Origin of the sequence: Lentzea sp. HUAS TT2, from assembly GCF_051853195.1 — a bacterium.
Lineage (GTDB): Bacteria > Actinomycetota > Actinomycetes > Mycobacteriales > Pseudonocardiaceae > Lentzea.
The window spans coordinates 2,289,008-2,302,551 of sequence record NZ_CP196667.1 but is presented as its reverse complement, the minus strand read 5'-3'; the positions used below and the strand labels follow the sequence as shown (position 1 = coordinate 2,302,551).

The following is a 13,544-nucleotide window of genomic DNA, read 5'->3' as shown; positions in this document are numbered from 1 at the left end:
CTGATGACCCGCGCACGCAAGACCCCCGGACGCATCGCCTTCGTGGGCTCCGGCCCCGGCGACACCGGGCTGCTCACGGTCCGGGCCCACGACTTGCTCACCAGGGCTGAACTCGTGGTCACCGACCCGGACGTTCCTTCGGACGTCCTCGCGACCGTGCCGGAGGGAGTCGAGGTCCGCCCCGCTGTCGGCGAGTCCGCCGACGTGGCCAAGGACCTGGTGAACGAGGCGCGCAACGGCGCGACCGTCGTTCGTCTCGTCGCGGGTGACCCGCTGACGCTCGACTCGGTCGTCAAGGAGGCGCAGGCCGTCGCGAAGTCGACGATCCCGTTCGACGTCGTTCCCGGTGTGCCCGCCGGCACCGCGGTCCCGGCGTACGCGGGTGTCGCTCTCGGTGGCGTGCACACCGAGGTCGACGTGCGCGCCGTGACGGACTGGGCCGGCCTCGCCGCCGCGCCCGGCACGCTGGTGCTGCACGCGACCGGCTCGCACCTGGCGGAGGCCGCGTCGAACCTGGTCGAGAACGGCCTCGCGCCGCAGACCCCGGTCGCCGTCACCGCCGAAGGCACCGGCTTCCAGCAGCGCACCATCGACACCACGCTGGCCGCGGTCGCGGCCGACGCCGGTGAGATGGGCGGCCCGCTGGTCGTCACGGTCGGTGCCGCCGCCGCCAACCGCTCGAAGCTCTCCTGGTGGGAGTCGCGGGCGCTGTACGGCTGGCGCGTGCTGGTCCCGCGGACCAAGGAGCAGGCCGGCGCGATGAGCGAGCGTCTGCACTCGCACGGCGCGATCGCCGTCGAGGTGCCGACGATCTCCGTCGAGCCGCCCCGCAGCCCCGCGCAGATGGAGCGCTCGGTCAAGGGTCTCGTCGACGGCCGCTACCAGTGGGTCGTCTTCACCTCGACCAACGCGGTTCGCGCGGTGTGGGAGAAGTTCCGCGAGTTCGGCCTGGACGCCCGTGCGTTCTCCGGCGTGAAGATCGCCTGCGTCGGCGAGGCCACGGCCGCGAAGGTGCGTTCGTTCGGCATCATCCCGGAGCTCGTGCCGTCGGGTGACCAGTCGTCCGAGGGCCTGCTGAACGACTTCCCGCCCTACGACGACATCCTCGACCCGGTCGACCGCGTGCTGCTGCCGCGGGCCGACATCGCCACCGAGACGCTGGCCGCTGGCCTGCGCGAACGTGGCTGGGAGATCGACGACGTGACGGCGTACCGCACCGTGCGTGCGGCCCCGCCGCCCGCCGACACCCGCGAGATGATCAAGTCCGGTGGCTTCGACGCGGTGTGCTTCACCTCGTCGTCGACCGTGCGGAACCTGGTCGGCATCGCGGGCAAGCCGCACGCCCGCACGCTCGTCGCGTGCATCGGCCCGCAGACCGCCGAGACGGCGCGGGAGTTCGGCCTCCGGGTCGACGTGCAGCCCGAGGAGGCGAACGTGCCCGCGCTGGTCGACGCGCTGGCCGCCCACGCAGCCCGGTTGCGCGCCGAGGGAGCGCTGCCTCCTCCGCGCAAGACCAAGCGTCTGCGCCGCAGCTGAAGTTCATGAAGCCGTCGGGGCCACTCAAGATCCTTTGAGTGGCCCCTTCGACTCTCTCCGACAGGGAGTCCGCCGTGTACCCACTTCACCGGCCGAGGCGTCTGCGCACGACGCCCGCCATGCGCCGCCTGGTCAGCGAGACCGAGGTGCGCCCGAGGCAGCTCGTACTGCCGATGTTCGTCAAGGAAGGCCTGGCCGAGCCTGCTGAGATCAGCAGCATGCCGGGCGTCCTGCAGCACTCCCGCGACTCGCTGCGCAAGGCCGCGGTCGAGGCCGTGCAGGCAGGCGTCGGCGGCATCATGCTGTTCGGCGTCCCTGCCGTGCGCGACGCCGTCGGTTCCGGTGGCACCGACCCGGACGGCATCCTCAACGCCGCGCTGGGCGACCTGCGGGCGGAACTGGGCGACAGCACCGTGCTCATGTCGGACTGCTGCCTCGACGAGTTCACCGACCACGGCCACTGCGGCGTGCTCACCGCCGACGGCAGCGTGGACAACGACGCGACTCTGGAGATCTACGGCGAGATGGCCGTGGCCCAGGCGCGCGCGGGTGCCCACGTCGTCGGCCCCAGCGGCATGATGGACGGTCAGATCGCCTTCATCCGCAACGCTCTGGACCAGGCGGGCCTGGCCGACACCGGCATCCTCGCCTACTCCGCCAAGTACGCGTCGGCGTTCTACGGCCCGTTCCGCGACGCCGTCGAGTCGCAGCTCTCGGGTGACCGCAAGACCTACCAGCAGGACCCGGCGAACGCCCGCGAGGCGATCCGCGAGGTGCAGCTGGACCTCGCAGAGGGCGCGGACATGGTCATGGTCAAGCCCGCCCTGCTGTACCTGGACGTGCTGCGGTCCGTCGCCGAGATCTCGGACGTTCCCGTTGCGGCGTACCAGATCTCCGGCGAGTACTCGATGATCGAGGCCGCTGCCGCGAACGGCTGGATCGACCGCGAGCGCTCGATTCTGGAGTCGCTCACGTCCATCCGCCGTGCCGGCGCGGACATCGTGCTCACCTACTGGGCAACCGAAGCCGCCCGATGGCTGGACCGGTAGCTCCCGCTCCTGTCCCGAAGCTGATCGACGTCGCGCGCTGGCTCTGGATCGCCAGCGCGTGCGTCGGCATGCTGCGGTTCGTGGCCCAGCTCTTCGACCGCGAGACGCTCGTGGCCGAGGCGCGACGCCAGAACCCGGCGATGGGACAGGACCAAGTCGATGCCGGCGTGAACGGCGGTGTCCTCTTCGGACTGCTGATCGCCGTCGCCGTGCTGCTCGCGTACACACGGCTGGCGAACGCGATGGCACGCGGCCGGAACTGGGCCAGGATCGTGCTCACGGTGCTGGGTAGCGCTTCCGTCGCGTTCGGACTGTTCCGGCTGGGGGCGTGGGCCAGTGGGGTCGCCGCCGAGGTGGGCGTGGAGCTGACGGCGGTCGATCTGGCCGTCACGGCGGTCACCATGGTGCTGGACGCGACCGCGATCGTGCTGATGTACCGGGTGTCCGCGCACTTCAGGAAGCGGGTCGCGGTGGACAGCGCCTTCCTGCGGACCTAGGTTTCGAGCGTGACGTCTCCGAAGGAATCGGGCACCCCTCGCACCATCACCGCGGGCTACTGGCTCGTCGTGACCGGTGTGGCCCTCAGTGTCCTGGCCGCGCTGTACGTGCTGCTGAACAAGCAGGTGCTGATCGAAGCGGCCGTCAGCGGCAACAAGGACGAGAAGGTCACGCGGGACATGATCGCCTCGACCGTCAACGGCCTGGTGACCGTGTCGCTGGTGGTGACCGTCGTGATCGCGGGCCTCGCGGTGTGGCTCGCCGGCAAGGTCAAGGGCGGCCTGAAGAAGAGCAGGACCGGCCTGATGATCACGCTGCTGATCGGCCTGTTCTTCCAGATGATCACGAACACCCTGGGGATCGTGACGGTGCTGGTCGCCGTCTCCGGCCTGGTGCTGTTCTACTTCAGGCAGTCGACCGACTACCTGACCGAGCACGAGCAGGCGGCGTGAACGACGCTCCCCTGCAGGTCCGCATCGCCGTCGGCCTCTGGTCGGCGATCGCCGTCTTCGTGGTGTTCACCACGGCCGGGCTGTGGTTCCAGCGCGGTGAGGTGCAGCGGCTGACCGACTGGACCTCGGGGCAGGTCACGGGCTTCCTGGCCACGCTGACCGCGGTCGCGCTGGTCTTCGTGGCGGCCTACGCGTGGCTGACGCGGCTGTTCCTCAAGCGCAGGAACTGGGCGCGGATCGCGTTGTCGTTCATCGCGATCGCCCACATGATCTGGATCTTGTTCGTCGGCATCAGCGCGTCGAACTTGGTCACACTGCTGCTCATCTGTGCCGCAATCGTCTTCACGTGGCAGGCGCGTACGGCACAGTGGCTCGCGGAGGTGCGTGAGCAGTGACCAATCCGCAGGACCCGAACCCGTGGCAGCCGACCCAGGAGTACGCGCAGCCGCAGGTCCCGTCGGCACCGCCCGCCGGTGACGTCCAGTGGCAGAACCCCGACAACGTCCAGTGGCAGAACCCCGCGGGCGCCTATCCCGTGGCGCCGGCCCCCGCCGGGCAGTACCAGGTGAACCAGGTCGGGCAGGCGAGCTTCTCGATGGCACCGCTCTCACCGGTGCTGCCGCACGAGATGGCGCCGCCGCGGCCCGCCACGATCACCGCCGCGATGTGGATCTGGATCGCGGGCGCCGTGCTCTCCGTGGCCGTGCTGCCGGTGATGCTGCTCGCCAACGCGGACTTCTTCGTCACCCAGGACAGCGTCGTCACCGAGCAGGACCGGCAAGCCGGCGAGTTCGGCGTGCGGGCGCTGGCGATCATCCTCGGCTTCGCCATGCTGGTCGCCGCCGCGCCGTACATCGCGTTCGCGGTCGTGCTGCGCAACGGGCAGAACTGGGCGCGCATCCTGCTCACGATCCTGGGCGTGCTCGGGTTCCTGTCGATGATCGCGATCATGTTCATCTCGATCGGCGCGACGGTCTGGCAGCCCAGCGTGGCGATCTGCATCGTCGTGATCGGGCTGACCATCGCGGCCGTGGTGCTGCAGTTCCTGCCGCCCTCGAACAGGTTCGTCCGCTAGTGCTCTACCGAGAGTCCGGCAGCAGCTGGTGGCCACTCCTGTGGGGACCGGCGTTCGCCGTGGCCGGGTATCTGATCGAGCTCATCACCGGGCCCGCGTCCGTGGCGCTGTGGACGATCGTGGGGCTCGTGCTGACGCTCTGCGCGGTGTTGTGGGTGAACCTGAGGGTCAAGACCGGCAGCATCGCGCTGACGGCCGAGGAGGCCCAGTTCGGGCGGGAGAAGCTGCCCGTCGCCATGATCGAGGCCTGCACCGACGTCGGCGCGCCCACCGGCGCGAAGGTGCTCGGCGGTGGCTGGTCGGTGCCCAAGGGGACGACGGCGGTGCCGTTGCGGCTGGTCGGCGGCACGGTGGTGCTGGCGTGGGCGCGCGATCCGCAAGCCTTCCTCGCGGCGCTGCGCCGGGTCGTGAGAGGGTGAGCGACGTGACAGAGGCCGTGACTGAGCCGGAGTCGGACACCGTGGTGGAGGAGCCTGAGCAGGCCCCGCCGGCCGGTCCGAGCCTGCACCAGCCCAGGCGGTGGCTCATCGCCGCGGGCGAGGCCGTCGCGATCGTCGTGCTGGTGATCGTGGCCGTGTGGTGCTGGAACCGCGGCATCGTGCGGCTGGAGTACCCGATCGAGGGCCGCGAGACGCTGGTCTCCGCGCGTTACCACGGCAACTGGCTGGGCACCGCCGTCGGCGCCGCCACCCTCGCCCTGCTGCTCGCTCTCGACGCGGTGAGGCAGATCATGCTGGCCGTGCGCGCCCGGCCGCAGAAAGCCGCCGACTCCGACATGTGAGACTGGGGTACGTGACTGCGAGTCGATCCCAGGCCCTGTTCGAGCGCGCGTCGACGCTGACCCCCGGCGGGGTCAACTCTCCGGTGCGGGCGTTCCACTCCGTCGGCGGCACCCCGCGCTTCATGGTGCGCGGCGAGGGTCCGCACCTGTGGGACGCGGACGGCAACCGCTACGTCGACCTGGTGGCCTCGTGGGGCCCGATGATCCTCGGGCACGCCCATCCGTCCGTGGTCGAGGCGGTGCAGAAGGCCGCGTCGTTCGGTCTGTCGTTCGGCACGCCGACCGAGGGTGAGATCGACCTCGCGGCCGAGATCGTCGACCGCGTCGAGCCGGTCCGTCAGGTCCGCCTGGTCAACTCGGGCACCGAGGCCACGATGAGCGCGATCCGCCTCGCGCGCGGCTTCACCGAGCGCCGCAAGGTCATCAAGTTCGCCGGGTGCTACCACGGCCACGTCGACGCGCTGCTCGCCCAGGCGGGCTCCGGCGTCGCGACCCTGGGCCTGCCGTCCTCGCCCGGCGTCACGGGTGCGCAGGCCGAGGACACGATCGTGCTGCCGTACAACGACATCGAGGCCGTGCGCGCGGCGTTCGCGGAGAACCCCGGCGAGATCGCCTGCGTGATCACCGAGGCCGCGGCGGGCAACATGGGCGCGGTCGCGCCCGGTGCCGACTTCAACGCGGGCCTGCGCGAGATCTGCGACGCCGACGGCGCGTTGCTGATCATGGACGAGGTCATGACCGGCTTCCGCGTCTCGCGCGCCGGCTGGTTCGGCCTGGAGCGCGTGCGCGGCGACCTCTACACGTTCGGCAAGGTCATGTCCGGTGGCCTGCCCGCGGCGGCGTTCGGCGGCCGCGCGGACGTCATGGCGAGGCTCGCGCCCTCCGGCCCCGTCTACCAGGCGGGCACGCTGTCCGGTAACCCCGTCGCGGTCGCCGCCGGCCTGGCCACGCTGAAGGCCGCCGACGAGGACGTCTACCGGGCGCTCGACCGCAACGCCGCACGCCTCGGCGCGCTGTTCACGGCGTCGCTGACGGACGCGGGCGTCGAGCACCGGGTGCAGTTCGCCGGGAACCTGGTGAGCGTGTTCTTCGGTTCATCCGAGGTGACGGACTACGCGGGTGCGCAGGCGTGCGAGACGTGGCGCTTCCCGCCGTTCTTCCACGCGTTGCTGGAACGAGGCGTGTACGCCCCGCCGTCGGCGTTCGAAGCGTGGTTCGTGAACGCCGCCATGGGCGAAGAGGAGTTCGCAGTGATCGCCGACGCACTGCCGCACGCGGCTCGTGCCGCCAAGGAGGCCCGCAAGTGACCCGCACCGTCGTCCACCTGCTCCGCCACGGCGAGGTGCACAACCCGACCGGCATCCTGTACGGCCGCCTGCCCGGCTTCAAGCTGTCCGAGCGGGGCCAGAAGCAGGCGCTGACCGTGGCCGAGCACCTGGCGGACCACGACATCGTGCACGTCGTGGCGTCCCCATTGGACCGTGCACAGCAGACCGCCGCGCCCATCGCCGACTCGCACCGCCTGGAACTGGCGACGGACGAGCGGCTGATCGAGGCCGACAACCAGTTCGAGGGGTTGAAGGTCGCGGTCGGCGACGGCGCGCTGAGGTCTCCGCAGCACTGGCCGAAGCTGGTCAACCCGTTCAAGCCCTCCTGGGGCGAGCCGTACATCGAGATCGCCCACCGGATGCTCGGTGCCGTGCAGAAGGCCCGTGCCGCCGCCGAGGGCCACGAGGCCGTGTGCGTGTCGCACCAGCTGCCCATCTGGACCGTGCGCCGGTTCCTGGAGGGCAAGCGGATGTGGCACGACCCCCGCAAGCGGGAGTGCTCGCTCGCCTCGCTGACCTCGTTGATCTTCGAGGGCGAACAGCTCGTGCGGATCGCGTACACCGAGCCCGTGGGCGCCACCAACCCTCGGGTGACCGGGGCATGAAGCGTTTCCTCGTGCTGCTGCTGGTGCTCGCCGGCTGCACGACCGGGAAGGACGCGGCCCAGGTCGGGGCGGGGGACTTCTACCTCGTCGCGCCGGGTGGGCAGGTCAACATCCGGTACGCGCCCGGTGAGCGCAAGGAGCTCAAGGGTCTCGAGGGCGAGTCCCTGCTCGAAGAGGGCAAGACCGTCAAGCTCTCCGACTACGCCGGCAAGCCCGTCGTGATCAACATCTGGGGAGCCTGGTGCGGGCCCTGCCGCACCGAGGCGCCGGAGATGCAGAAGATCTTCGACGCCGGTACGCAGGTCATCGGGCTGGACGTCAAGGAGACCTCGAAGGAGCACCCGCGGGACTTCATGAAGTCCCGTTCGCTGACCTACCCGTCCATCTACGACGCCTCGGCGCGCAGCTTCATCAACGTCTTCCGTGGCGTTCCGGCGAACAGCGTGCCGTCGACGTTCATCGTGGACAAGGAGCACAAGGTGGCGGCTGCGTTCCTGGTGCCCGTGCTGGCCTCCGACCTGCAGCCGGTGCTCGACGAGCTCGCCAAGGAGTGAGCGTCAGCCGAACGTGCGGATGTTGACGAGCGCGGGCACGGTCTGCAACAGCGTGTCCACCACCTCGCGCAGGTTCTGCGCTGTGTGGTGCGCCGGCAGGTGCAGCGACTGCAGGAAGGCGATCCTCCTGATCTCCTCCGGCAGGTCCTCCGCCAGTGGCCGGGAACGGGCGCCGACCAGCACCGGCGCCACGTGCACCTGGTGGCGGAACGCAGTGGCGATCTCGCGCCGCACCCAGTCGTTCGGGTCGTCCAGCGGCCGGGTGCCGTAGGCGTTCTCCCAGTGCCTGCCGATGACCGAGACCATCACCGGGCAGGTCGCTGCGCGGTGGAGCAGCTCCGCCGTGAACTCCGTGCCGACGGGCATCTTCCCCGCGCGGAACACGGCACCCTTGCCGAGCCGCCGGGTGAGCTCGCCCTCGAGGTCGTACGCCGCCCGTTCGTCCGGACTGCGGTAGTTCACGAAAATCAGCGGCGGGCCGGTGAACTCGTGCGACCGCTGCGCCTGCCGGAATGCTTCCGCAGCGGCGCCTTTGTTCACCGTGCTGTTGTCGCCGTACTGGGTGATGTTGTCGCCGACGTGGAATCTCTCGCTCATTTGTTCACCACGGAGTTGTCGCCGTGCTGGTTGATGTTGTCGCCGAGGTGGAAGTTGTCCACCCTCATGTGGAATTCCGCCGCCGGGTTGTTGATCGCGGCGGTGATCCGCGCGACGAGGTCGCGCACGACCGACGGGTCCCTGCTCACCAGGGCGGTGGTCGACGAGCTCGCGGTCTCGATGTCGAGCTTGTGGAACGTGAACCTGAGCCAGGAGGCCAGCCGCACCGCCTTGATCACGGTCACCACCACCAGTGCGACGAACACCAGCGGGACCAGCTGGTTCAGCATCGAGTCGGCGGGGATCAGCAGGGACGACCGGAGCACGGCGACCCCAGCTGCGACCAGGAAACCGGTGAACCACCAGCCGACGACGGACTTCACGAACTCCCAGACGAGATAGGCGCGGCGCGGCACCCAGGTCCTGGACCCGACCCTCGTGATGCCTTTCAGCGGGTACGCGTCGGAGCCGATCCACAGTATCTGCTGGCTCACGCTCACGTCGATGACATCGTGTTTGATGGCCATTCCGGGCGCCTTTCACCATGGTTTCGCGGCAGGCACGAAATAGTAGCTCCGCAGCGCGACGGGGAAAGCGGGTTCCGGAAGGGCATCCGCGAAATGTCAACTTGTTGTCCGGAATCAGTCCTCTTATAGGTGGTAGGAGAAGAAAAAAGGACCCGGAGATCCGGGTCCTTTTTTCTGTCGTGCGGCCACCCGCTAGTTCGCGGGAGGCACCACCGGCTCGGTCAGCGACGGGATCTTGGCCTTGAAGGCCTTGACCATGGCGTCACGGCCGATCGAGTTGAACTGCTTGCCCAGCGTGCGCATGATCGAGTTGCCGGTCGGCCGGTAGAGCCCGGTCTTGTAGTAGCGCGCACCCTCGACCGGGGCGATCACGCCGCCGTCCGGGGAGGGCTGGCCGAGGTACTCGCCCCACTTCGCGCCGGTCGGGTCCTTGGTCACGTTGATCTCGCGCGGTTCGGAGCCCGTGTAGTTGGCGTAGGGGTAGTCGTACTCGTCGGCGAGGCCGCCGATGGAGTGGCCGAGCTCGTGGATCGCGATCTGGCCGGCCTGCGCGTTCGAGCCGGAGGCGGTGGCGACCGAACCACCCGCGCCGCCGTACTTGGAGGTGTTGCCCAGTGCGATCACCTGGTCGGCCTGAGGGGCGAGGGCCGCGAACTCCTTGGCCTTGGTCTCGTTGACGCAGAGCAGGCGCTCGGTGTTCGCGTCCCGGCCCTGGCACCAGAAACCCATGTCCAGCGCGGTGTTCTTGAGCAGGCCTTTGGTCGGGTCGTGGTCCACACCGGACTCGGCGGAGACGACGTTGACCTGCCAGACGTTGAAGTACTCCTTGTAGCTCGCGAAGGGCTCCACCGCGGAGAGCTCTTCCCACTTGCTCTTCACGTTGCCGGTGTAGGTCTCCAGGTCGTCGGCCGTGTAGCCGTCGCCCACGAAGACGAGGTCGAAGCGGTCCGCCGAGTCGCCGGTCACCTGGACCGGGATCACGTCCGCCGCGGCCAGTGCGCGGAAGTTCGTCGATTTCTCGGCTGGTGCCTTCGGGGTCAGGGCCTGCGTGATGGAGCCGTCCTCGTTGAAGACTTCGCGCCATTCCATCGCCGGGGCAGCGCCACCGGCCGGTACCTGCGCGAACAGTGCCAGCGCCGCGACGGTGAACGCGGGGAGTAGCAGCCGGGAACGATGCATGAGCTGACGCTAAGCAACCGTGATGTCACCCACAAGCGGCAATTGTTGGCACTTTTGGCCCAAGCCTTGTATCGGGTCAAAAGCGATGCCGGTCGTCGCGTGATCTGGGCAACTACCTACTCTGAGATCCGTGAACCCCACTGATCTGGTGATCTCCGGGCCGTTGCTGCTGGCCACGGGGGTTGCTCTGCTCGCTGGATTCATCTCGTTCGCCTCGCCCTGCGTAGTGCCGCTCGTGCCCGGATACCTGGCGTACCTCGCCGGTCTGGTCGGTGCCGAGGCGCCTCGGGTGGAGGCGAACGAGCCGGCCAGGCAGGGCCGGTTGCGGGTCGCCGGTGCCTCTTTGTTGTTCGTGCTCGGGTTCACGGTCGTCTTCGCGCTGGCCTCGATGGCGATCCTCGGGACGACGGAGGCGTTGTTCCTCAACGCCGATCTGTTCCAGCGCATCGGCGGGGTCGTCACGATCCTGATGGGACTGGTGTTCATCGGTCTCGTCCCGGCGCTGCAGAAGGACGTGCGGTTCCACACCAAGCCGCGGGCCGGTCTGCTCGGCGCCCCGGTGCTCGGCGCCGTGTTCGCGCTCGGCTGGACGCCGTGCCTCGGGCCGACGCTGGCCGGGGTGCTCGCGCTGTCGAACGGCACCGAGGTCGGGTCGTCGACCGTGCGCGGCGGTTTCCTCGTGCTCGCTTACTGCCTGGGCCTCGGGTTGCCGTTCGTGGTGCTCGCACTCGGCGCGCGCTGGGCGCTGGGCGTGACGAAGTGGCTGCGCACGCATGCCAGGCAGGTGCAGATCTTCGGTGGTGTGCTGCTGATCCTGGTCGGGATCGCGCTGGTCACCGGGCTCTGGGGTGAGTTCGTCGGGTGGCTGCGCTACTCGTTCGTCGACGTCGTGAGGCTGCCGCTCTAGTGATCGCCTTCCTCCGCAACACGTGGCGCGGGCTCACCTCGATGAGGACCGCGCTGACGTTGCTGTTCCTGCTCGCGCTCGCGGCGATGCCCGGCGCGTTGCTGCCCCAGCGGTCGCTCAACTCGGCCAAGGTCGACGACTACATCGCCCAGAAGGGCTGGTGGGGCGAGCTCCTGCTCAAGCTCGGGTTCTTCGAGGTGTACGCCACGCCGTGGTTCGCCGCGATCTACCTGCTGCTGTTCACCTCTCTCGTCGGGTGCCTGCTGCCCCGCACGTGGGAGTACTTCAAGCAGATGCGCGCGAAGCCGGTGCTGACGCCGCGCAACCTCTCGCGCATGCCGCACCACGCGCAGGCCGAGCTCGACATCACGCCGGACGAGGCTCTCGCCAAGGCGAAGAAGACCATGCGCGGCTGGCGGATGGAGACCGGCGAGGGCACGGTCAGCGCCGAGCGCGGGTTCCTGCGCGAGACCGGCAACCTGGTCTTCCACTTCGCGCTGCTGGGCCTGCTGGTGTCGTTCGCGCTGGGCAAGATGTTCAGCTACGAGGGCCAGGTCATCGTCCAGGCCGACGGCGGCCAGTTCTGCAACGGCGGCATCTTCAACTACGACCAGTTCCGGCCGGGCCTGCGGGTCGACGGCACCGACCTCACGCCGTTCTGCGTGGAGATCGGCAAGTTCTCCGCCGAGTACCTCGACAACGGCCAGCCCGTCGGCTTCAAGGCGGACATCCGCTACCAGTCGGGCGAGAGCCTCGCCTCGAACACCTGGAACCCGTACACGCTGCAGGTCAACCACCCGTTGCGCACCGAGGGCGACCGGCTCTACCTGCTCGGCCACGGGTACACGCCGACGTTCACGGTGACGTTCCCCAACGGCGAGAAGCGCACGCAGGGCATCCAGTGGCTGCCGACCGACCAGCTCACGCTGGCCTCGGAGGGCGCGACGAAGTTCGACCCGCCCGGCGTGACCGACTCCGAGACGCGGCGCAAGGGACAGATCGCGGTGACGGGCCTGCTGGCACCGACGCCGTTGCTGCACGGCAGCATCCTGAGCTCGAAGTTCCCCGCCCTGAACAACCCGATGGTCGCCGTCGACGTCTACCGCGGCGATCTCGGCGTGGACGACGGCCGCGGCCAGTCGATCTTCTCCATCGACCAGAAGATGGTCGAGCAGGGCCGGTTGCAGAAGGTCGCGCGCAAGAACCTCGCGCTGGGCGAGGAGATCGCGCTCGACGACGGCACCAAGGTGCGGTTCGACGCCGTGAACGACTGGGTGTCGTTGCAGGTCTCGCACGACCCGACCCAGGGATTCGTGCTGGTGTTCGCCATCCTGATCATCCTCGGCCTGGGGGTCTCGCTGACCGTCAAGCGCCGCAGGGTGTGGGTCCGTGCGACCCGTCTCGACGACGGGCGTACTTTGGTCGAGGTCGGCGGGCTCGCCCGCACTGACCAGGCAGGATACGGCGAGGAGTTCACGCGGCTCGCCCGCGCGGTGCTGAACGAGGAGAAGTCCTGATGCCGGTCAACGAGACCCTCGCGACCTACAGCGACTGGCTGTACCGCAGCGCGCTGGGTGTCTACCTCTTCGCGATCCTGCTCTACGCGGTCGAGCAGGCCTTCGCCCGCGCGCCGCGCAAGGCGCTGGTCGGCGCCGGTGGGCCGGACGTCCTCGTCGACGAGCCCAAGGTCGAGCTGACCAGGTCCGAACGCATCGGCCGCATGGGCGCCGCGATGACGATCCTCGGCGCGGTGCTGCACCTCGGGTCGCTGGTCATGCGCGGTCTCTCGGCCGGGCGCGCGCCCTGGGGCAACATGTACGAGTACATGTCGCTGCTGTGCCTCGCGGCCGTGGTGACGTGGATCGTGCTGATGGCGAAGTTCCCGATCCGCCGTCTCGGCGTGTTCGTGCTGCCGCCGATCCTGGTCCTGCTGTTCCTCGGCGGCACCGTCCTGTACGCCGAGGCCGCGCCCGTCCAGCCGGCGCTGCGGTCGTACTGGCTGGTGATCCACGTCTCGGTGATCTCGATCTCGTCCGGCGTGCTGCTGATCCCCGGTGTGACGTCGATCCTCTACCTGCTCAAGGACAGCAAGGCCGACCGCTTCCCGAAGCTGCCGTCCGCCGACGTGCTCGACCGCATGTCGTACCGGACCACCGTGCTGGCGTTCCCGCTCTTCACGGCCGGGATCATCCTCGGCGCGATCTGGGCGGAGGCGGCGTGGGGCCGGTTCTGGGGCTGGGACCCGAAGGAGACGGTCGCGTTCGTCTCGTGGGTGGTCTACGCGGCGTATCTGCACGCGCGTGCGACGGCCGGATGGCGTGGCCGTGGGGCCGCTTGGATCAACATCGCGGGCTTCGCCCTGAACGTGTTCAACCTGTTCTTCATCAACTTGGTCACTAGCGGGTTGCATTCGTACGCGGGTCTCTAACGAGTTAAGCCCCCAGGTCGATGGAACC

17 protein-coding genes are annotated in these 13,544 nt (G+C 69.1%); 14 read left to right on the top strand and 3 right to left on the bottom strand.

Annotation, left to right across the window (positions count from 1 at the left end):
- The first annotated feature begins 3 nt into the window (after positions 1-3).
- The 11 genes from ACSHWB_RS11395 (at position 4) to ACSHWB_RS11345 (ending at position 7,878) form a co-directional block, all read left to right on the top strand.
- Positions 4-1,536, top strand: coding sequence for a uroporphyrinogen-III synthase (locus ACSHWB_RS11395; RefSeq protein ID WP_439662013.1), 1,533 nt, complete (start codon positions 4-6; stop codon positions 1,534-1,536).
- A gap of 74 nt (positions 1,537-1,610) precedes the next feature.
- Positions 1,611-2,585: a porphobilinogen synthase gene (gene hemB, locus ACSHWB_RS11390; protein ID WP_439662012.1), complete on the top strand. Its 975-nt coding sequence runs from the start codon at positions 1,611-1,613 to the stop codon at positions 2,583-2,585.
- Positions 2,570-3,082 (top strand): hypothetical protein, encoded by a 513-nt coding sequence (locus ACSHWB_RS11385; RefSeq protein ID WP_439662011.1) that lies wholly within the window; start codon positions 2,570-2,572, stop codon positions 3,080-3,082. Before hemB ends, ACSHWB_RS11385 begins: the two co-directional genes overlap by 16 nt.
- Positions 3,083-3,091: 9 nt before the next feature.
- Positions 3,092-3,535 (top strand): hypothetical protein, encoded by a 444-nt coding sequence (locus ACSHWB_RS11380; protein WP_439662010.1) that lies wholly within the window; start codon positions 3,092-3,094, stop codon positions 3,533-3,535.
- Positions 3,532-3,930 (top strand): hypothetical protein, encoded by a 399-nt coding sequence (locus ACSHWB_RS11375; protein WP_439662009.1) that lies wholly within the window; start codon positions 3,532-3,534, stop codon positions 3,928-3,930. The genes ACSHWB_RS11380 and ACSHWB_RS11375 overlap by 4 nt, the downstream gene beginning before the upstream one ends.
- Complete coding sequence (locus tag ACSHWB_RS11370; RefSeq protein WP_439662008.1) at positions 3,927-4,610, top strand: hypothetical protein; 684 nt, start codon at positions 3,927-3,929, stop codon at positions 4,608-4,610. Before ACSHWB_RS11375 ends, ACSHWB_RS11370 begins: the two co-directional genes overlap by 4 nt.
- Complete coding sequence (locus tag ACSHWB_RS11365; RefSeq protein ID WP_439662007.1) at positions 4,610-5,029, top strand: DUF3093 family protein; 420 nt, start codon at positions 4,610-4,612, stop codon at positions 5,027-5,029. The genes ACSHWB_RS11370 and ACSHWB_RS11365 overlap by 1 nt, the downstream gene beginning before the upstream one ends.
- Before the next feature lie 5 nt (positions 5,030-5,034).
- Entirely contained in the window at positions 5,035-5,391 is a 357-nt protein-coding gene (locus tag ACSHWB_RS11360) for a hypothetical protein (RefSeq protein WP_439662006.1), read from the top strand.
- Between the two features lie 11 nt (positions 5,392-5,402).
- Positions 5,403-6,698, top strand: a complete 1,296-nt coding sequence (hemL, locus tag ACSHWB_RS11355; RefSeq protein ID WP_439662005.1) for a glutamate-1-semialdehyde 2,1-aminomutase — start codon at positions 5,403-5,405, stop codon at positions 6,696-6,698.
- Positions 6,695-7,324, top strand: a complete 630-nt coding sequence (locus tag ACSHWB_RS11350; protein ID WP_439662004.1) for a histidine phosphatase family protein — start codon at positions 6,695-6,697, stop codon at positions 7,322-7,324. The genes hemL and ACSHWB_RS11350 overlap by 4 nt, the downstream gene beginning before the upstream one ends.
- The gene (locus ACSHWB_RS11345) at positions 7,321-7,878 is read left to right on the top strand and encodes a TlpA family protein disulfide reductase (protein WP_439662003.1); all 558 of its coding nucleotides are present in this window, start codon (positions 7,321-7,323) and stop codon (positions 7,876-7,878) included. The genes ACSHWB_RS11350 and ACSHWB_RS11345 overlap by 4 nt, the downstream gene beginning before the upstream one ends.
- Positions 7,879-7,881: 3 nt before the next feature.
- On the opposite strand, the gene ACSHWB_RS11340 is transcribed toward ACSHWB_RS11345, so the two are convergent.
- From ACSHWB_RS11340 to ACSHWB_RS11330, 3 genes are all read right to left on the bottom strand, one after another.
- On the bottom strand, positions 7,882-8,475 hold the full coding sequence (locus ACSHWB_RS11340) for a hypothetical protein (RefSeq protein ID WP_439662002.1): 594 nt from the start codon (positions 8,473-8,475) through the stop codon (positions 7,882-7,884).
- A complete protein-coding gene (locus ACSHWB_RS11335; RefSeq protein ID WP_439662001.1) occupies positions 8,472-8,969 on the bottom strand; it encodes a DUF6232 family protein in 498 nt (165 codons plus the stop codon). Before ACSHWB_RS11335 ends, ACSHWB_RS11340 begins: the two co-directional genes overlap by 4 nt.
- A 225-nt stretch (positions 8,970-9,194) precedes the next feature.
- Positions 9,195-10,181, bottom strand: coding sequence for a M64 family metallopeptidase (locus tag ACSHWB_RS11330; RefSeq protein WP_439662000.1), 987 nt, complete (start codon positions 10,179-10,181; stop codon positions 9,195-9,197).
- A 121-nt stretch (positions 10,182-10,302) separates the two neighbouring features.
- On the opposite strand from ACSHWB_RS11330, the gene ACSHWB_RS11325 reads away from it, so the two are divergent.
- From ACSHWB_RS11325 to ccsB, 3 genes are read left to right on the top strand one after another with little or no spacing between them, the layout of a single operon-like run.
- Positions 10,303-11,088 (top strand): cytochrome c biogenesis CcdA family protein, encoded by a 786-nt coding sequence (locus ACSHWB_RS11325; RefSeq protein WP_439664570.1) that lies wholly within the window; start codon positions 10,303-10,305, stop codon positions 11,086-11,088.
- A 41-nt stretch (positions 11,089-11,129) separates the two neighbouring features.
- On the top strand, positions 11,130-12,605 hold the full coding sequence (resB, locus tag ACSHWB_RS11320) for a cytochrome c biogenesis protein ResB (RefSeq protein WP_439664569.1): 1,476 nt from the start codon (positions 11,130-11,132) through the stop codon (positions 12,603-12,605).
- Entirely contained in the window at positions 12,605-13,516 is a 912-nt protein-coding gene (gene ccsB / locus ACSHWB_RS11315) for a c-type cytochrome biogenesis protein CcsB (RefSeq protein ID WP_439661999.1), read from the top strand. Before resB ends, ccsB begins: the two co-directional genes overlap by 1 nt.
- Positions 13,517-13,544: the final 28 nt, after the last annotated feature.